This window comes from Qipengyuania zhejiangensis, from assembly GCF_035607565.1.
In the GTDB taxonomy this organism is placed as follows: Bacteria; Pseudomonadota; Alphaproteobacteria; order Sphingomonadales; family Sphingomonadaceae; genus Qipengyuania; species Qipengyuania zhejiangensis.
On record NZ_JAYKGO010000001.1, the window covers coordinates 79,814 to 98,093 of the forward strand.

Annotated in this window: 15 protein-coding genes; 10 read left to right on the top strand and 5 right to left on the bottom strand. The window is 59.7% G+C overall.

Annotated elements, in window-relative coordinates; all coding sequences use genetic code 11:
• Positions 1 to 224: 224 nt before the first annotated feature.
• The 5 genes from VR863_RS00345 to VR863_RS00365 all read right to left on the bottom strand — a co-directional run bounded on the left by VR863_RS00345 (position 225) and on the right by VR863_RS00365 (position 7,110).
• The gene (locus tag VR863_RS00345) at positions 225 to 2,957 is read right to left on the bottom strand and encodes a TonB-dependent receptor (RefSeq protein WP_034922553.1); all 2,733 of its coding nucleotides are present in this window, start codon (positions 2,955 to 2,957) and stop codon (positions 225 to 227) included.
• Positions 2,958 to 3,123: 166 nt separating this feature from the next.
• Complete coding sequence (locus VR863_RS00350; RefSeq protein ID WP_006834193.1) at positions 3,124 to 4,194, bottom strand: acyl-CoA dehydrogenase family protein; 1,071 nt, start codon at positions 4,192 to 4,194, stop codon at positions 3,124 to 3,126.
• A gap of 18 nt (positions 4,195 to 4,212) precedes the next feature.
• On the bottom strand, positions 4,213 to 5,424 hold the full coding sequence (locus tag VR863_RS00355; protein WP_006834192.1) for an acyl-CoA dehydrogenase family protein: 1,212 nt from the start codon (positions 5,422 to 5,424) through the stop codon (positions 4,213 to 4,215).
• A 68-nt stretch (positions 5,425 to 5,492) separates the two neighbouring features.
• The gene (locus tag VR863_RS00360; protein WP_006834191.1) at positions 5,493 to 5,819 is read right to left on the bottom strand and encodes a 2Fe-2S iron-sulfur cluster-binding protein; all 327 of its coding nucleotides are present in this window, start codon (positions 5,817 to 5,819) and stop codon (positions 5,493 to 5,495) included.
• Between the two features lie 28 nt (positions 5,820 to 5,847).
• Positions 5,848 to 7,110: a cytochrome P450 gene (locus tag VR863_RS00365; protein ID WP_006834190.1), complete on the bottom strand. Its 1,263-nt coding sequence runs from the start codon at positions 7,108 to 7,110 to the stop codon at positions 5,848 to 5,850.
• A gap of 201 nt (positions 7,111 to 7,311) precedes the next feature.
• Between VR863_RS00365 and VR863_RS00370 the strand changes: the two genes are divergently transcribed.
• The 10 genes from VR863_RS00370 to VR863_RS00415 all read left to right on the top strand — a co-directional run bounded on the left by VR863_RS00370 (position 7,312) and on the right by VR863_RS00415 (position 18,272).
• Complete coding sequence (locus VR863_RS00370) at positions 7,312 to 8,040, top strand: FadR/GntR family transcriptional regulator (protein ID WP_006834189.1); 729 nt, start codon at positions 7,312 to 7,314, stop codon at positions 8,038 to 8,040.
• 50 nt (positions 8,041 to 8,090) lie between these two features.
• Positions 8,091 to 9,233, top strand: a complete 1,143-nt coding sequence (locus tag VR863_RS00375; protein WP_006834188.1) for an NAD(P)H-dependent flavin oxidoreductase — start codon at positions 8,091 to 8,093, stop codon at positions 9,231 to 9,233.
• A gap of 80 nt (positions 9,234 to 9,313) precedes the next feature.
• Entirely contained in the window at positions 9,314 to 10,006 is a 693-nt protein-coding gene (locus VR863_RS00380; RefSeq protein WP_324826479.1) for a Coq4 family protein, read from the top strand.
• Positions 10,003 to 11,175 carry a thiolase C-terminal domain-containing protein gene (locus tag VR863_RS00385; RefSeq protein ID WP_006834186.1) on the top strand — a complete coding sequence of 391 codons (1,173 nt, stop codon included), beginning with the start codon at positions 10,003 to 10,005 and terminating at the stop codon, positions 11,173 to 11,175. Before VR863_RS00380 ends, VR863_RS00385 begins: the two co-directional genes overlap by 4 nt.
• On the top strand, positions 11,172 to 11,648 hold the full coding sequence (locus tag VR863_RS00390) for a Zn-ribbon domain-containing OB-fold protein (protein WP_006834185.1): 477 nt from the start codon (positions 11,172 to 11,174) through the stop codon (positions 11,646 to 11,648). Before VR863_RS00385 ends, VR863_RS00390 begins: the two co-directional genes overlap by 4 nt.
• Before the next feature lie 6 nt (positions 11,649 to 11,654).
• Positions 11,655 to 12,905: an acyl-CoA dehydrogenase family protein gene (locus VR863_RS00395; protein ID WP_063506922.1), complete on the top strand. Its 1,251-nt coding sequence runs from the start codon at positions 11,655 to 11,657 to the stop codon at positions 12,903 to 12,905.
• On the top strand, positions 12,905 to 13,996 hold the full coding sequence (locus tag VR863_RS00400; protein WP_050599567.1) for an acyl-CoA dehydrogenase family protein: 1,092 nt from the start codon (positions 12,905 to 12,907) through the stop codon (positions 13,994 to 13,996). The genes VR863_RS00395 and VR863_RS00400 overlap by 1 nt, the downstream gene beginning before the upstream one ends.
• 63 nt (positions 13,997 to 14,059) lie before the next feature.
• Complete coding sequence (locus VR863_RS00405; RefSeq protein ID WP_006834182.1) at positions 14,060 to 15,670, top strand: acyl-CoA synthetase; 1,611 nt, start codon at positions 14,060 to 14,062, stop codon at positions 15,668 to 15,670.
• Positions 15,667 to 17,304, top strand: coding sequence for a flavin-containing monooxygenase (locus VR863_RS00410; protein WP_324826480.1), 1,638 nt, complete (start codon positions 15,667 to 15,669; stop codon positions 17,302 to 17,304). Before VR863_RS00405 ends, VR863_RS00410 begins: the two co-directional genes overlap by 4 nt.
• Positions 17,301 to 18,272, top strand: a complete 972-nt coding sequence (locus tag VR863_RS00415; protein ID WP_050599570.1) for an alpha/beta fold hydrolase — start codon at positions 17,301 to 17,303, stop codon at positions 18,270 to 18,272. Before VR863_RS00410 ends, VR863_RS00415 begins: the two co-directional genes overlap by 4 nt.
• Positions 18,273 to 18,280 lie beyond the last annotated feature (8 nt).

Here is an 18,280-nt window from a genome sequence, read left to right on the forward strand (position 1 = left end):
TGGCAGGACGAGGCAAGATTGTTTGTGGGGCCGGCGGCTGGTAGCCCAGCGAAGAGGGATTCATGCAGCGAACACCGCTGCCGGCCTCTCCCTATCACATCATCGACGATATTGAGCACACGGAACTTTTGTTCGGACGCCACCTAGTCGTGAGCAAATAAAAGTTCGAAAAAGAGGGCTCGACACAGCGAAGCGCCGAACCCTCTTGCAATTAGCGAGTAAGTTTAAAACTTGCCGCGCACGGTGATGCCGTAAGTCCGCGGTTCCGCAAGAAAAGCGGAGAACGTTTGTTGCGGAGCCACGAAAGGCGTGTTGAAGGCCACCTGCGTATACCCAACGTCAAACAAATTATTGACCCATCCCTCGATCGCGAAGCGATCCGCAATATTGGTCAGACCCACACGCCCGTTCACTACGACGAAGCTGTCCTGTTCCTTGCCGAAGAGCAGGTCGGAGCCGGTGTTGTAATCACCAGCCATACGAGCGTTCACGAAGACCAGGCCTTCGAGCCCACTGTCGCCGATTGGCGGCGTCCACGTAAGCGACGATGTTGCCACGATCTCTGGTGCATTCGACAGGTTGTCGCCTGGCAGCAAGCGTAGTGCGGGGTCGAGCGGTGCCCCGGTATCGTCCCCGATAAGATTGTCTTCAAAGCTCGTATCAGAATAGGTGACGCCAAGGGTAATATCCAAATCACGAGCGGGCCGTAGATAGGTTTCGATCTCGACACCTTGAGCGATCACACCTGGTGCAACTTCATCGGAAGAGCATGCACCGGTTGTCGCGCTTGCGTCTCTGTCGGCCCCGCCGAGATCGCTATCGCAACTATTGACCGTCTGCACAATGTAGAACGCCCCATTGAACGTGTTCAACTGGAAGTTACTGAACTCTTGCCGGAAGCCTGCAATGCTAACCCCGAACTCGCGTGTCGAGTATTTGAGGCCGATCTCATATGCATCGACTGTTTCTTCATCGAACTGCAGCGCGGCTGCCGAGATATTGGCCGGATCGAACGCAAGCGGATTTGACAGTGCAGACCTGTCGAGGTTGAAACCGCCCGCCTTGTAGCCGCGTGAATACGAACCGTAGACTAGCAGATCGGGAGTTGGCTTCCAGCTCAGGATAGCCGTGCCGGTAAACTCCTCTTCTTCGCGCGAGTCTTCGAGAGAAACTCCATCGAGCTCCGATGTCGAATTGCCTTGGCAGGAAAGGCTGATGATACCACCGGCCAGAGGTGCCAAAGTCGGAACACCCAGAAAGCCTCCGAGCAGATTGCGGTTTGTCGGACAAACCGTGTTGTCGTTGCGGAAAGTTGCGTCGAAGTCCTTGGTTTCGTTTGTATAACGAAGCCCCAGCGTCAAATCGAGCGTATCCGTGATCGCAAAGATATTATGCGTGAAGAACGCGAAGTTCTCACTCGTCTGATTGTAGACCTCGCTGACCGTTCCCAAATCGCTGATGCTTGCAAGGTTGTTGATACCTGCGAGGATCGCCGGGGTTGCAGCGCCGAATGCCGGGCTTCCGGTCAGCGTACCGTCCAATGCCGCCACGTTGGCACCCAGGCAATTGGAAGCCCCCGGATTGACCAAAGCCGGGTTGATCGCGATAGCGATGCGGCACGCTACGAAATTGCCGTACTGGGTGCCGAACCGCAGATTGTCACGCACCTGCAGTTCTTCATTGGCGTAATACGCGCCGATCAACCAATCGAGTTTGCCATCGAAGGCCTCACCGGTAAGGCGCAGTTCCTGAGTGAATGTTTCAAAGTCTCGAGCAAGAGCATTCTCGGTCGGAGCGCGGTAGAGAATATCGACAGTAGTGTAATCGGTGTCAGATCCCTGGCTGTTGGCATATTCACGGTAGCCCGTGATAGACGTCAACGTGACGTTCCCGAAATCCCAATTGATCTCAGCCGAAATACCGTAGTCTTCGGTTTCGCCTTCATAGCTTCTGCCCGGCGTAGGGTACAGGTCGCGGTTGAATGTATCCTGGGTGAGGGCACGCGGATCCTGCCCAAGCGCAAGCAACACGGGAACGATCGGATTTGCGGTACTCGTCAGGGCGGCCCCATCCGATGGCCTCGTAAAGGGATCAAATCCAGCGCTGATCCGTGCAAGCGGAGCAAACTCGGGCTGGACGAACGTCGCGGCACAGCACGCTTCGTCCTTTTTGGAATAATCCCCGACAAGGCGAATGGACAGGTCGTCATTGGGTTCGAACAGGAGCTGACCGCGGACCAGATAACGATCGCGATTGTTGATCGTCCCGCCGTTGGTAATATCGTTGTAGAAGCCGTCGCGCTCAAAATACACGCCGTCCACACGCGCAGCTACGGTGTCGCCAAGCGGAGCGTTTATGCCACCTTCGACGCGGATCGCATCATAGTTGCCATAAGTGAAGGCCCCGTATGCGCTGAAATCGAACTCGGGCGGTGCGGTGTAGATATTGATCAGGCCTGCCGATGAGTTCCGCCCGCCCAGAGTACCTTGGGGACCGCGAAGGATTTCGACCCTGTCGATAGGGCCGAGCTCACTCAGGGCGCTTCCCGAACGAGAGCGATAGACTCCATCGACAAAAACCGCGACCGAACTTTCCAGACCAGGGTTGTCGCCGACCGTGCCGATACCGCGAATACGCGCGGAACCGTTAGCTTCGTTGCCGGTGGAAGACACCAGCAGGGACGGTGCAACCTGGTTCAGCTCACGTATGTCGCTGGCGCCCGAATTCTGGAGGGTTTCTCCGGAAACAGCTGACACGGCGACTGGAACATCCGCCAAGACCTGCGATCGCCCTTGCGCGGTAACAATGATTACGTTTTGGTCTTCGACATCGGCCCCTTCAACCAGATCCGCATCGGGTTCGCCAACATCCTGGGCGAAGGCGGCTGTCGGTGTGAAGGCAAGTGCCGCTGCCAATGCACCAAGGGCGCAATGGTGGCGTGATGGAAATCTTTTCATGTGCCTCTCCTCTAAGAATGTGCCCCATCCTAGGCACTAGTCGATGTTAGAAACGATGCCGATAAGCGCGTTTCATTTCAAGACTTGGTAGATGAATTGACGGATTATTTCACATTGTCGACAAGCATGTGGCAAAAATGCCATGCAGGTCACTACATGCAGGTTTCTAGTAGCCAGAAAGCTTGGAAAATCGGTCCTTTAACCAGCTCGACGAACCGAAGCTCTGCTCCAGCACGCGGGCGCGCTTGAGATAGAAGCCGACGTCGTACTCATCGGTCATGCCGATCCCGCCGTGCAGCTGGATGCCCTCGTTTGCCATGGTGTGCATAACGCGGTTGGCTTCCGCCTTGGCGATGGTCGCCGCGCGCGCCACGCCGAAGCCGGCATCGACGGCTTGCAGGCCCGCCTCGACCGCGCTGCGCATCTGGGCGAGATCGGCGAAGAGGTCCGCCATGCGGTGTTGCAGCGCCTGGAAGCTCGCCAGCACCTGGTTGAACTGCACGCGCTGCTTCAGATAGTCGAGCGTGTCGTCGAACACTTGCTGCGCCATGCCGAGCATTTCGGCTGCGGTGAGCACGCGCGCGCGGTCGAGCACGTCATCGAGCAGGTTGTCGCCGCCATTGGCGAGCTTCTCCGCCGCCGCGCCGTCGAAGGTGACGTCGGCATGGCTGCGCTGGTCGGTCAGCTTGCGGGTGGTGAGCGCGACGCCGTCGCCTTTCTCGACCAGGTAAAGCCCGTCCTTCGCCGCGACGACGAACAGGTCCGCACCATGCGCTTCATGGACGAAGGCCTTGGTGCCGCTCAGCTTGCCGTCGGACACACTGGTCTCGATCTTCGCAGGATCGTGGCTCGGCCCTTCGTCGACGGCGAGGGTGGCGATGGCCTCGCCGCTCGCCAGCCTGGGCAGCCACCTGGCCTTCTGCTCGTCGCTGCCGCCAAGAACGATCGCCGAGGCGGCGACGGTGTTCATCACCAGCGGGCTGGCGGTGAGCGTCTTGCCGAGTTCCTCGACGACGAGGCCCGCGGACAGGAAGCCGAAGTCCGACCCGCCATGCTCTTCGGGGATGATGACCCCGGCCCAGCCCATCTGCGCCATCGTCGCATAGGCGTCGCGGTTGAAGGCTTCGGGCTCGCCGCTGGCGCGGACCTTGCGGAATTCGGTGACCGGGCTTTCGTTGACGGTCCATTCGCGCGCCATATCTCGCAGCATTTCCTGTTCTTCGTTGAGAACGGCCATTGTCCTTGCTCCCCTCTCTTACTGGTGGTCGAGCATGCCGAGCACGCGCTTGGCGATGATGTTGTTCTGGATTTCGGTCGAGCCGCCATAGATGGTGGTCGCCTTGCCGAAGAGCCACGCGCGCACGGCCCCGAGCTCGCCGTCCGAAAAGCCGTCGCCTTCCCAGCCGAGGCCCTGCAACCCGCGGATTTCGATCAGCAATTCGCTGCGTTCCTGGCTCAGCTTGGTGCCGAGCTTCTTGAGCACAGAGCTGATTTCGGAGACGCCGCCAGCTGCCTTGCTCTCTTCCATCGCGCGGCGCGCGGTGAGCAGGAAGCTGTTCCAGCGGATTTCGAAATCAGCGATCTTGTCGCGCAGCACCGCATCGGCGAGTTCGCCGTCGGCGCCCGTCGGCTGGTACTTCTTGGCGATATCGCCAAGGCTCTGGCCCATGAGTCGGGCGAGGCTGCCGCCGCCCGAGATGTTGGTGCGCTCGTGCTGCAGAAGGCGCTTGCCGATGGTCCAGCCCTGGCCTTCCTCGCCGACGAGGTTTTCCTTCGGGACCTTCACGTCGGTGAAAAAGGTTTCGCAGAACGGGCTGGTCCCGCTGATCATGGTGATCGGGCGGACTTCGACGCCGGGCGTGTCCATGTCGATCAGCATGAAGCTGATGCCCTTGTGCTTGTCGCTCTTGTCGGTTCGTACAATTGCAAAGCACTTGTCGGCCCATTGGCCGCCGCTGGTCCAGGTCTTCTGGCCGTTGACAAGGTAGTGGTCGCCCTTGTCCTCGGCAAAGGTCTGGAGGTTCGCGAGGTCAGAGCCGGCATTGGGTTCCGAATAGCCCTGGCACCAGCGGATTTCGCCGCGGCAGATCGGCGGAATATGCTCCTGCTTCTGTGCCTCGTTGCCGTATTCGAGCAGCGTCGGGCCGAACATCATGACGCCCATGCCGCCGATCGGGTTGTAGGCACCCGCCTTGGCGAATTCCTGGTCGATGATCTTGGCCTGCGCCTTGGTGAGGCCGCCGCCGCCGTATTCCTTCGGCCAGGTGGGGGTGCCCCAGCCGCGCGCGCCCACGGCTTCGCGCCACTTGGTCTGCGCCGGCGTTTCATTGGTGGGGCCGTCCACGCCGGCCAGCGCGTTCGACTGGCCCTTGAGTTCGGCGGGAAAATTGTCCGCCAGAAACTGCTGCACTTCCGCGCGGAAGGCGTCTTCGTCGGTCTGGGTTGCGGGCTCGATTTGTGTGGCCATGGGTGTTTTCTCGAAGAATCAAGGAAAGACAGATAAGAATGTAGGCTACGGGGACGAGGATCCCTCCGTCAGTATTGTTGTTCGGGTAGGTGAAGAACCAATCCATCCAGCATCGGCTTCATCGGAATCTGACAGGCAAGGCGACTGTATTCAGTGGTGCCTTCGGCGAACTGCAAGAGGTCGGCCTCCATTCCATCATGCATAAGCCGACCCACCTTGTCGATCCATTCGGGATCGACATGCACATGACAGGTCGCGCAAGCACATACCCCTCCGCAATCGCCATCGATACCCGGCACGTCATTGTATAGCGCCGCTTCCCTGGCTGTCTCGCCTTCTTCTATTTCGACCTCCCGTCGCTCACCATCGCTAGCCACGAACGTAATTTTGATCATCTTGAACTCCGCATTTCGATCTCGAGAGTCAGCGGGCGCGGAGCCGCACCGGCAGCCTGGTGATTCCGCGGACGAGGTTTGAAAAAAGACGCTCTGGTTCACCTGTAACCTCGACCCGGGAAAAGCGCTTGTGAATTTCTTCCCAGATGATCCGCAGCTGCAGTTCCGCGAGCCGGTTTCCCATGCAGCGGTGAATGCCATAGCCGAATGAGAGGTGATGGCGCGGATTTTTGCGGTCGATGATGAACTGGTCCGCGCGCTCGATAGCACTCTCGTCGCGGTTGCCTGACAGGTACCACATCACCACCTTGTCGCCCTTCTTGATCTGTTTGCCGCCGATCTCCCAATCTTCCAGCGCGGTGCGGCGCATATGAGTGAGGGGGGTCTGCCAACGGATGATTTCCGGAACCATTTTGCTAATGAGCGAAGGATCCGCGTCGAGTTTCGCGTACTCGTCCGGGCTTTGGTTCAAGGCGAGCACGCCGCCGCTGATGGAATTGCGTGTTGTGTCGTTTCCACCGACGATCAGCAGCATAAGATTGCCGAGAAACTCGAGGAACGGCATGTCGCGCGTGGCGGGAGAATGAGCCATCATCGAGATGAGGTCGTTCTTCGGCTCCTCGTTTATCCGTTCGTCCCACAGAGTCTTGAAATACATCGCGCAACCGATGAGTTCTTCGCGCCGCGCCTCGTAGGATTCGACGATCCCGGTTTCAGGTGCCGCAGTTGCTACATCGGACCAGCGCGTCAGCTTGCGCCGCTCCTCCCAAGGGAAATCAAACAAGGTTGCCAGCGTCATCGTCGTCAACTCGATCGCAACCTTATCCACCCAGTCGAAATCTTCGCCAATCGGGAGTTCATCGAGAATCTCTCCCGCGCGCTTGCGGATGATCGGCTCGAGCAGTTGCAGGTTGGACGGAGCCACTGCCGGAGTCACCGCCTTGCGCTGCTGATCGTGCTTGGGCGGGTCCATCGCTATGAACATTTCAAGTTCGAGCGCGCCTTCCACCGAATGCATGTCCTGGATTGCAATTCCGCCTAGCTTCGCTTCCGAAGAGAAGACCTTATGATTGGTGTCCACCGCCATGATGTCGTCGAACTTGGTAATGGACCAGTAAGGGCCGACATAGCTCTCGCGGCAGTAGTGGACAGGTTCTTCGGCGCGCAACCTGTCAAAAAATAGACCGATGGTATCGTTCTGAAACAGGCTTGGCCGGGCCACGTCGATTTCCTCGATCGGAATTGACGCGATCCTCGCCGCGGCATCCGGCTCGGCGATCTGGCTGTCCATAAGAACTATTCCTTCTACATCTCAGGCCTGATCGGCCTTCAGTCATCCTTAAGGGAGACATCTCGTGCAGTCAATAAATCGTATACTCTTTTAGTCCCTTGCAGACACCAATCCCATCGGATAGTGTGCCGATCCAACGAAGGTTTGCTAATATCCTTATACTTTTTATTCGAGAGGTGCGGGTGTGCTGATGAGTGGCGGATGTCAGCGGTGAAGAAGGCCAAGCGTGCCCTTTCTCTTGCGCAAAGCATCGTGCGGGACATCGAGGCGGGTCGCCATAACCCGGGTGACAGGCTTCCGCGCGAGGATGAAATGCTCGCGCGTTACGAGGTTGCGCGCGCAACTTTGCGGGAGGCTTTGCGGTTCCTGGAATTGCAAGGGGTCATCCATCTCCAGCTCGGCCGTGGTGGAGGTCCCGTCGTAGCCCGTCCGCAGACCGGCGATTTTGCAAGCAGTTTGTCATTGATTCTGCATTTCATGGAAGCCGATTTGCGTGGTTTGCTTGAATTGCGCGAAGCAATTGCTCCCGATGTCGCAGGGTATGCAGCCCAGCGTGCAACTACCGCTGATCTCAGCGCGTTGGCAGGGTGTCTGGCGGAATTGAGGCATCATGAAGCCTCTGATCAATTCGAGGAACTTAATCGCAGATTTCACGACTTGTTGGGTTGGGCGAGCGGCAATCCGCTGTTCGGTTTGCTGACCTCTGCGATGCATCTGTTGACCCGCGAGTTTTCCCATTCGCTGGGATATTCGGCACAGGAACGGGCGGTGCAGATGAAGTTTCTGGTGCGGGTGCTCGAGGCAGTGCGGACTGGCGACAGCGCCGCGGCCCGTCAAGCAATGAGCCGGTTGGTGGCCGGCTCTGCCGTCTATCTTTCGGAGCGCAGCCCCGAGCTGGTCTCGCAGCGGGTGCGGTGGGGGCAGCTGTAGAATTTTCAATAGTTTGAGTGTGCGTTTAGGCAAGTGGCTGGAGAGGAAGAATGGCGTTGAAGAGCCGAATATGCGAAATGCTGGGGATCCGGTACCCGATCCTGCTTGCCGGGATGGGCGGAGCGAGCGTTCCGGCGCTGGCGGCTGCGGTTTCGAATGCCGGCGGGCTCGGGGTCCTGGGTGCCGCGGCGTGTTCGCCCGATCAGTTGCGTGACTGGATTCGCCAGACCCGGGAATTGACCGACAAACCTTTCGGTGTCGATACGCTGCTCCCCGCGTCGGTCAGGCGCGGCTCTGCCCCTCAAAGCGGTGCTGCACCCCAAAATCCCATGGATCTGATGGGTGAATATCAGCAGTTCGCGCGCGACTTCATGGATCGTGAAGAGCTTCCGGAGGTCGATGCTGCCGCCGCCATGCGGGCGGCGGGCGCGCCTGAAATGGGCAAGGGCGGCCCGCAGTTGTTCTCGAAGGAATTCTTTGAGGCGCAGATGGAAGTGGTGATCGAGGAAAAGGTGCCGGTTTATGCTGCCGGCCTTGGCAATCCTGAACCGTGGATGGATCGGCTCCATGCCAATGGCACCAAGGTCATGGCGGTGATCGGCAAGGTCAAGCACGCCGAACAGGTCGTCGGGTCGGGCATCGACATGATCGTCGCGCAAGGGCACGATGGCGGAGGTCACAACTCGCCGATCGGGACTATTTCCTTGATTCCCCAGGTGGTCGACGCCGTTGGCGATCGTGTTCCTGTCCTTGGGGCCGGCGGTATCTCGGATGGCCGGGGTGTTGCCGCTGCGATGATGCTGGGGGCAGAGGGCGCGTGGGTCGGCACGGCATTTCTCGCGACCGAGGAAGCGGGCATCGAGCGCTTCCAGAAAGAGGCGATCACCGAAAGCGGCGATGCCGATACGGTCGTTAGTCGATCGCTTACCGGCAAACCGGCGCGCATGATCCGTAACAAATGGGCCGACGCCTGGGTGCAGGCCGGAAAGGAGCCTCTGCCGATGCCCTATCAGTCGATGATCTCCGGCCCGGTCATGGCCTCCGGGATCAAGGCAGAGCGCAAGGATGTCATCCCCGGCTTCGCGGGGCAAGGCATCGGCCTGATCGATTCGATCCGGCCTGCCGCCGAAGTGATGCGCGACCTGGTCGATGGAGCCGAGAAGGCGTTGGCGTCCGCTGGTATCTACAAGTGAAGCGCAGGAGGCAAGAAGATGGCTTACGCCAAAGGTCATGAATTGCGCCGCCCCGTAGAGCCTCTCAGAGCGCTGGGGCAATGAGGCAGTTGATTGCCGACAAGGAGGATACGGCGCAGGTGTTCCGTATCGTCAAGGCATTGTCGGGCAATTCCTATTATCGGAATTTCAATCGCTTCATGAAGTCGAGCGATGGGCGGCGTATCGCTTCCGACCGGGCCGACCTACTTGAAACCTTGTGCGATCGCAAACGCCTTGCGACCTGTGCGTCTGGCACGCTTGGCCGAGCCTACCTCGATTTTGTTTACGGGGAGGGTCTGACAGCAGAAGGTCTGGCGGAAGCCAGCGAGGCCGGAGGTCTGGAGGACCTCGGCGACCCCGATGTTTCCCTCTATCGTCGGCGCCTTCGCGATTCGCATGACCTGTTTCATGACGTCGCCGGATACGGCAGGGACGCACTGGGCGAATTGTGCGTGCTGTCCTTCGGAAACGCGCAATTCTATAATCACGGGATCGCTTTCATCGTGGGCGTCGGCATTCCCAAGATGAAACTGGAAGCTGCCCAGTTGCCAGTGGCGCGCGCTGCATTTGAAGCGTGGCGCCGGGGCCGGGCTGCAGCCGATCTGACCACCTTCTACTGGGAAGAAAATCTCGATCGTCCGTTGGAGGATGTCCGCCGCGAGTTGCGACTGCGTCCGCCGGAGACCTATCAGAGGGTGCGCGCTCTTTCCGAACAGCTCGAACGCGATTACCAGGCGGTCAGGCAGGCATGAGCTTAAGCGACAAATCGGCCATCACCGGAGTGGGCGAAACCGCTTTCGTGAAAGGCACCGAGAAAACCGCGGTCGACATGATGCTGGAAGCATCGCGCAAAGCCATAGCAGATGCAGGGCTGAAGCCGTCGGATATCGACGGCATGGTTCCTCCGCCGATCTACACCACCTCGGAAGAGATGGCGGCTAACCTCGGTATCGAAGTTCTGCGCTATGCCTCTACGGTCCACATGGGCGGGGCGAGCCCTACCACGGCACTCCAGAACGCCGCGATGGCAATTGCCAGCGGCTTATGCGACCATGTGCTGGTGACGCTCGGGTGGAACGGTTATTCCGCCTTGCGGCCCAAGCCTGGCGCACCGCCGACGCGGCCGATGAACATGAACACCCTGACGAATACGATCCAAGGCTATTACATTCCGTATGGCGTGTTCCTGCCGGTGCAGATGTATGCCTGGCTCGCCACCCGGCACTCCCGAATTTACGATATCGGCCCGGAAGCGATGGCGGCCGTTGCACTGGCGTGCCGTCGCCATGCGCAGATGAATCCGCAGGCCTTCACTTATGGCCGGGAACTGGATGCCGAAACCTACCATTCCGCGCGCTGGATATCCGAACCCTTTCGCCTCTACGATTGCTGTCTGGAGACTGACGGGGCATGCGCAGTCGTGGTTTCGCGAATAGACCGCGCCAGGGACATGCCGCATGTTCCCGTGAGCATCGCCGGTGCGGCTGAAGGGCATCCTTACCCCGCCGACGATATCCCTTCGCGTCCCGACCCCTTCAAGATCGGCCTGAGCTACGCCGCGCCGCGCGCGTTCGAAATGGCGGGGGTCGATCGCGAAGACATGGATTTTCTGCAGATCTACGACTGCTTCACCTACGTGGTTCTCCTTCAGCTGGAGGCCCTGGGCTATTGCGAACCAGGTGGACAGGCAGAGTTCGTCGCGAATGGCCAGATCGAGCTGGGCGGGCGCTATCCCGTCAACACCCATGGCGGCCTGCTGAGCGAGGCCCATGTTTGGGGACTGAACCATGTCGTCGAGGCGGTGCGTCAGTTGCGCCACGATTGTGGGGAGCGGCAGGTCGAAGGCGCCCAGACCGGCCTGGTGACCGGCTGGGGCGATCTGGGTGACGGCAGTATAGCGATTTTGAGGAGGTTTGCGTGAGCGACGAGAAAGATCTGCCGCCCAAGATGCGCCCCTCGGCGCAGGCCGCACCAGCCAAGCCAAAGCCGCGCCCGCAGGATCCGGTGGAGCAGGAATTCTGGAACCGGTGTCAGGACGGCAACCTTTACTTCCAGCAGTGCGAAGGATGCGGCAGTTTTCGGCATTTGCCGCGCTATATGTGCGCCCGATGCGGTTCTCCTGAATGGTCGTGGGAGCGTAGCACCGGCAATGGCACGCTGTTTTCCTGGACGGTGACCCATCAGGCACTGCATCCCGCCTTCGCCGGCGAGATTCCCTTCATCGCTGCGGTGGTGGAACTGGAGGAGGGAGTGCGCATGGCAACCCGGCTGGTCGATTGCGCGCTCGACGAGCTTGAGCTCGATCTGCCGGTCACGCTGGATTTCGAGCCGATCTCCGAAGATTTTCGCCTGCCAGTATTCCGACCCGTCGCGATCGCGCGCGCAGAAGGATAGACCAAGATGGATCTCGACTACGGACCCCAGTATGACGCGTTTCGCGAGGAAGTGCGCCAGTTCCTGCAAACCCACGGTCACCGCGCACCCGATGGCCAAGGCCGTGCCGCGCGCCCTTCCCCCGAAGCCGTCGAATGGCAAAAGCTGTTGATCCTGCATGGTTACACGGCGCGTACGATTCCCAAGGAATACGGCGGATACGGAGCCGAGCCGGACATCCTGAAATCGCGGATCATTGCCGAGGAATTTTCGCGCGCTGGCATCCCCGCAGGCCTTGCGAACCAGGGCATTTCCATGCTCGTTCCCACGCTGCTGGAACTCGGAACCGAAGCCCAGAAACGGCAATGGATCGAGCCGACCCTAAATGGCGAGATAGTCTGGTGTCAGGGATATTCGGAACCTGGAGCGGGATCGGACCTCGCCGCGCTCAAGACCAGCGCCCGCGTCGAAAATGGCGACTTTGTCATCAACGGACAGAAGATCTGGACCAGCACGGCCAAGCAGGCGGACATGATCTTTTGCCTTGTTCGGACCGAACCGGACGCGCCCAAGCACGGCGGCATCTCCTACTTGATCTTCTCGATGGACACACCAGGGATCGAGGTCCGACCACTCAAGACCATGACCGGTCATGCCGAGTTCAATGAAACGTTCTTTACCGACGTGCGGGTTCCCCTGGATCAGATCGTCGGGCAGCGCGGGCAGGGGTGGTACGTGGCCAATGCCACACTGGGCCATGAACGTGGCATGCTGGGCGACCCCGATGCACTGGAAAACCGGCTCCAGGCGCTGGTCAGGCTGATGCAAAAAGAACGCATCGGCCAGGGTTGCGCAATGGACAACGCCGTTCTGCGTGACCGGCTGGTTGCATTGCAAGCCGAAGTCGCGGCGATGAAATTCAACGGCATGCGCATCCTGTCGAACAGCCTTAGGGGGGATGCCGGCGGCATGGCGAAACTTGTCGTGAAGCTGCAGAGCTGTGAGCTCGCCCATCAGATTTCCGCGCTCGCGATCGACGCAATGGGCGAGATGGGCATACTCTATCACGGAAGCGAGCGCGAGCGCGAAGACGGTGCCTGGCAGTGGAACTACATGTTCCAGCTTGGTCTGATCATCGGTGGAGGCACCGCCCAGATCCAGAAGAACATCATCGCCGAACGCGGGCTGGAAATGCCGCGCGAACCCAAGTTCGCAACGCCTCCCGCCGTCGAACAGGCGACGGCCGTTGCAAGCGGGCAGAATAAGGGAGCCGCCTGATGGATTTCGGACTTTCGCAAGACCAAGAGATGCTCTGCGACGCGATCAGCCGCACTCTTGCTGATACTTGTCCGCTCGATCATGTGCGCGAATGCGCGGAGGGCTCGGTTCCCTTCAGCGACAACGTGCGTTCGGCGCTGGGCGAAATCGGCATTTGGGGAATGATGGTTCCCGAGCAACATGACGGGCTCGGGATGACAATGCTCGATGCCGCCGCTGTGGCCGAGCAGCTCGGCTATGCCGTCGCGCCGGTGCCTTTTATCGGTGCCCATGTACTGGCACCCCTTGCGCTGGCACAGGGCGGTAGCGAGGAGTTGAAGGCGCACTGGCTGCCGAGGATAGCGAAGGGCGAGGCGCAAATCGCCGTCGCGATCGCGGAAACGGTGGAGATCCGGGACCGGGCAGGCGTGGACTTCGACGGCGCAAAGCTCGACGGAACGGCTTTGTTCGCGCTCGACTTCCTGGAAGCCGACGCGTTTCTGGTAGCCGATACCGCCGGTCGTATGCACTTCGTAGCTGGCGATGCTGCGGGTCTGGAGAAGGTTGCTCTCAAAACGATCGACCGCACCCGGAGCGTAGGGGAGCTGCGGTTTTCTGGCGTAGCGGGCGAGGCTCTCGCGGACGATGGTGGGGCCACAGTCAGGCGCCTGCGGGACGCCGGCCGGGTGCTCCTGGCCGCCGATAGCCTCGGTGCGGGCCAGGCTATGATCGAAAAAGCGGTCGACTATGCCGGGCAGCGCGAACAGTTCGGACGAGTGATCGGCAGCTTCCAGGCGGTCAAGCATATGTGCGCGGAAATGGCTGCCCGCCATGAACCATGCCGTTCGCTGGTCTGGTATGCCGCCCATGCGTTCGATGCGACGCCCGACGAGGCTTCGCTGGTGGCATGCCATGCCAAATCACATACGGGCGAAGTCCACCGTTTTGTCGCCCGAACCTCAACCGAGGTGCATGGGGGGATGGGTTTTACCGATCTCCTAGGTCTGCATTTCTGGTTCAAGCGAATCGGTTTCGACCGCCAGGTTCTGGGAAGTCCCGAAGCGGTCCGGGCCGAAGCAGCGGCCTTGCAGGGGTGGACGCAGGTCGCATGAGACGATGAATTAGGCGCACGCTACCGACAAAATCGTGGCCACCAAGGAGAGAGGAATTAATACGTGATCGACTGGAACCTTGGCGACATCCTTGATGCAATCGAACCTGCGGTCCCGGAAGATGCTCCGGCGCTGATTCACGGCGACCGGATCATTAGCTGGCCCGAAATGTCGAAGCGTTCGAACAATTTGGCGCGCAATCTGCGCGCGCAAGGTGCAGGCGACGGGGCGAAGATAGCCTTCTACATGCGCAACCGTTCCGAATACGGGGAATTGATGGCCGCGTGCTTCAAGGGCCGCCTCACGCACGTGAACATCAATTATCGTTACCGTCCCGAGGAGGTTTTCTACATCTTCGACGATTCCGATAGCGAGGTAATTGTTTACAGTTCCGAGTTCCGCGACTGCATTCTTGAACTGAAGGAACGGTTGACCAAGGTTCATACATTTGTAGAAATCGGCGATGCTTCGCAGATCGCTTCCTTCGCGCTTCCTTACGAAAAACTTGTAGAAGGTAACGGCGCGCCTCTCGATATCGAGCGTTCTCCCGATGACCTGCTGTTCATATATACAGGCGGTACCACCGGCATGCCCAAGGGCGTGATGTGGCGACACGATGATATGCGCAAGGCTCAGCTCGACGCGCAAAAGCTGCTGGGTCCGGTTCCCCAGACCATGGAGGAAATGGTGGCCCTGGTGAAGCAGGGCGAGCTTGCGCGCATCACTTTGCCGGCGTGCCCGCTGATGCATGGAACCGGGTTCATTACTGCTATTGGCACGCTCATGTCGGGCGGGGCCATCGTCACGCTGTCCGATCCATCCTTCGACGCGGAAGAATTGTGGGATGCGGTGGACCAGCACAAGGTGCAGAGCATCGCCATTGTCGGTGACGCTTTTGCCAAACCCATGCTGCAGGCGCTGGACGCCCACCCGAAGCGCTGGGACACGAGCAGCCTGATTTCGATCATCTCGTCCGGCGTCATGTGGAGTAAACAGGTAAAGGCGGGCCTGTGCAAACATATCCCCCAGGTCATCCTCATGGACAGTTTTGGCGCTTCGGAAGGGCTGGGCTACGGCTTGTCGGTGACGACCGCACAGGGCGGCACCAACACCGCGAAATTCGGGATCGGGGAATTTTGCGACGTATTCGACGAGAACGACCGGAAGGTCGAGGCGGGGAGCGGCGTGCCCGGCTTTATTGCCCGCAAGGGCGCAATCCCCACAGGATACTACAAGGACCCGGAAAAGTCGGCCAAGACTTTCAGGACGATCGATGGCGTGCGTTACTCCATCCCGGGCGACTGGTGCCGGGTGGAATCCGATGGAAGCCTGACCTTGCTGGGCCGCGGCAGCGTCTGCATCAACACCGCAGGTGAAAAGGTTTACCCCGAGGAGGTGGAGGAAGTGCTCAAAACCCATCCCGCCATTGCCGACGCGCTTGTCGTCGGGGTGCCTGACGAAAAATGGGGCGAAGCGGTGACCGCTGTGGTGCATTTGACCCAGGATGCGGACTTCGACGCGCAAGCGATCAAGGATCACGTGCGCCAGCAACTGGCAGGTTACAAAACGCCCAAGGCGATTTGCCCAACGCAAACCGCCTTGCGCGCGTCAAACGGCAAGGCGGATTATACTACGGCTAAAGACATCGCGAAAGCGGGTGCCGGGGCCTCGTGAGCCATTCGCCCCCTCCTGACTATGATGTCGTAATCGTCGGGGCCGGGTTCAGCGGAATATACCTGCTTTACAAGCTGCGTCAGGCGGGGTTCGATGTTCTGCTGGTAGACGCAGCGGAGCAGCCGGGCGGAATCTGGTACTGGAACCGCTATCCGGGAGCACGGGTCGATTCCCAGGTTCCACTTTACGAATTTTCCATTGCGGAAGTATGGAAAAGCTGGACGTGGAGCGAACGATTTCCAGGCTGGGAAGAACTGCGCGCCTATTTCCTCCACGTCTGCGATACGCTCGACCTCTGGCCGGCAATGCGAATGAAAACACGGGTCGAAAGCGCGCCGTTCGATGAAGACACCGCCTGCTGGCGATTGAAGCTCGACGATGGCGGAAAAGTAAGCGCGCGTTTCCTCTTGCCGGCCCTGGGGTTCGCCTCGAAACCCTACATTCCCGATATCCTGGGCCTTAGCGATTTCGAAGGCGAATGGTGCCATACCGCCCGCTGGCCGCAGGAAGGCATCGACCTTTCCGGCCGCCGGATCGCCCTGATCGGCACGGGTGCCAGCGGCGTACAGGTGGCGCAGGAGGCGGCAAGCTGCGCGGAGCAGCTGACGCTTTTTCAGCGAACCCCGATTCTCGCCCTTCCCATGCGGCAGGAAAAACTGGACGATGATCGTCAGCTTCGCGAAAAATCCGAATATCCCGCTGTCTTCCACAAAAGGCTTACGACAAGTGGCGGTTTCGAATGCCAATCGCTGGACATCTCGGCCCTGGCTGTGACCGAGGAAGAGCGGACTACGCATTTCGAGGATTTGTGGCAGCGAGGAGGGTTGCGCTTCTGGTATCATAATTTCGCTGACATACTGACGAACGAGGACGCCAATCGCCACGCCTACGAGTTCTGGTGTGACAAGGTGCGCGAGCGGATCTGCGACCCGACCATTGCCGAGAAGCTCGCTCCCGATGAGCCGCCACATCCCTTCGGGACCAAGCGACCATCGCTCGAACAGAATTATTACGAGATCTTCGCACAAGACAATGTTACGCTGGTCGATCTGAACGACACCGCGATCACTCGCGTCACCGAGGCCGGGATAGAAACAGCCACTGGCATGATCCCGTGCGATCTCATTGTCTTCGCGACCGGCTTCGATGCCGGTCGTGGCGGGCTCATCGACATGAACATCACCGGCCGCGGTCGGCTGGCGCTGGCAGAAGCATGGAAGAGTGAGATCAAAGCCTATCTGGGCATGGCCGTCGCCCAATTTCCGAACATGCTGTTCGCCTACGGCCCGCTCAGCCCTTCAGGCTTTTCCAACGGTCCGACAAGCGCCGAAATCCAGGGTGACTGGATCTGCGATTTCCGGATCTGGCTGCGCGATAACAGGATCGGCCTTTTCGAAGCCGATGCGCTGGCCGAGCGAAGCTGGACCGATATGGTCGCCCAAGTAGGGTCGATGACGCTCTTCCCCAAGGCTGAATCGTGGTACATGGGCGCCAATATTCCCGGCAAACCCCGACAACTGATCAATTTCCCCAGCGTATCTGGTTACGCCGATCTATGCCACGATGTCGCACGGCACGATTATCGTGGTTTTATCAGGAATACACTATCCGGTATGGAGACTGCGCCGAAATGAATGAAATGAAACCAATCCACGACGGGTCAACAGATATTGATCCCGTATGGGCCGGCGACGGGGCGGATATACCCGAATGGTTCGCCTGGGCGCTGAGCGTGCCCCGTGAGGAAGGCTTCGTAGAGGTTGGTGGCGCGCGGGTGCATTATCTTCGCTGGGGCAGGCGTGACCGGCCCAAATTGCTCATGACTCACGGTTTTCTCGCCCATGCCCGCTGCTTTGCCTTCATCGCACCGTACCTTGCCGAAGACTACGACGTGGTGGCGTTCGATCTGGCCGGTATGGGCGATAGCGAGATGCGCGGCGTGGCCGATATAGCTGCGCGGGGAAAGGAATTTGTCGAGATCAGCGAAGCGCTCGATTTGTTTGCGGATGGAAGCAGACCGACGATCATCGCCCATAGTTTCGGCTCGGGTGCAGCGCTGACCGCCGTTTCCCAATCGCCGGATGCCTTCGCCGGCGTTATTGTCTGCGATCTCATGGTGATGCGGCCCGAAAAGCTGGAGAAATACTGGACCATGGGCAGATCGAGCCCCGGGTCGGGTAATCCTGACAAACCGGTGCGACGCTACCCGACCTACGAAGCGGCGCGCGAGAGGTATATCCTGTCGCCGCCGCAGGCAGTTGGTGAGCCGTTCCTGATGGATTACATGGCCTATCACTCTCTCCGCCGCGATGGCGAGGAGTGGACATGGAAGTTTTCTCCCGAAGTGTTCCGGCGCAGCAACAAGCCCGACGAATGGCTGACAGTAGGCCAGAGGCTGGTCGATGCGCCCGGGCGCAAAGCGATTGTGTACGGCGAGAAAAGTCAGCTCTTTGATCGCGATTCCGCCCGCTATATCCGGGAACTGGGAGGGGGAAAGATACCAATTGTTGCAGTGCCCGATGCACGCCATCATCTCATGCTGGATCAGCCGCTCGCGTTCGTCGCTGCGCTTCGGGCGGTACTGGCCTTTTGGAGCCTCTGAGATCCCCC

Excerpts from the sequence above, each read along its gene's own strand:
- VR863_RS00345 (WP_034922553.1), bottom strand. The coding sequence starts at position 2,957 with ATGAAAAGATTTCCATCACGCCACCATTGCGCCCTTGGTGCATTGGCA.
- VR863_RS00350 (WP_006834193.1), bottom strand. The coding sequence starts at position 4,194 with ATGGCCGTTCTCAACGAAGAACAGGAAATGCTGCGAGATATGGCGCGC.
- VR863_RS00355 (WP_006834192.1), bottom strand. The coding sequence starts at position 5,424 with ATGGCCACACAAATCGAGCCCGCAACCCAGACCGACGAAGACGCCTTC.
- VR863_RS00360 (WP_006834191.1), bottom strand. The coding sequence starts at position 5,819 with ATGATCAAAATTACGTTCGTGGCTAGCGATGGTGAGCGACGGGAGGTC.
- VR863_RS00365 (WP_006834190.1), bottom strand. The coding sequence starts at position 7,110 with ATGGACAGCCAGATCGCCGAGCCGGATGCCGCGGCGAGGATCGCGTCA.
- VR863_RS00370 (WP_006834189.1), top strand. The coding sequence starts at position 7,312 with ATGTCAGCGGTGAAGAAGGCCAAGCGTGCCCTTTCTCTTGCGCAAAGC.
- VR863_RS00375 (WP_006834188.1), top strand. The coding sequence starts at position 8,091 with ATGGCGTTGAAGAGCCGAATATGCGAAATGCTGGGGATCCGGTACCCG.
- VR863_RS00380 (WP_324826479.1), top strand. The coding sequence starts at position 9,314 with ATGAGGCAGTTGATTGCCGACAAGGAGGATACGGCGCAGGTGTTCCGT.
- VR863_RS00385 (WP_006834186.1), top strand. The coding sequence starts at position 10,003 with ATGAGCTTAAGCGACAAATCGGCCATCACCGGAGTGGGCGAAACCGCT.
- VR863_RS00395 (WP_063506922.1), top strand. The coding sequence starts at position 11,655 with ATGGATCTCGACTACGGACCCCAGTATGACGCGTTTCGCGAGGAAGTG.
- VR863_RS00400 (WP_050599567.1), top strand. The coding sequence starts at position 12,905 with ATGGATTTCGGACTTTCGCAAGACCAAGAGATGCTCTGCGACGCGATC.
- VR863_RS00415 (WP_050599570.1), top strand. The coding sequence starts at position 17,301 with ATGAATGAAATGAAACCAATCCACGACGGGTCAACAGATATTGATCCC.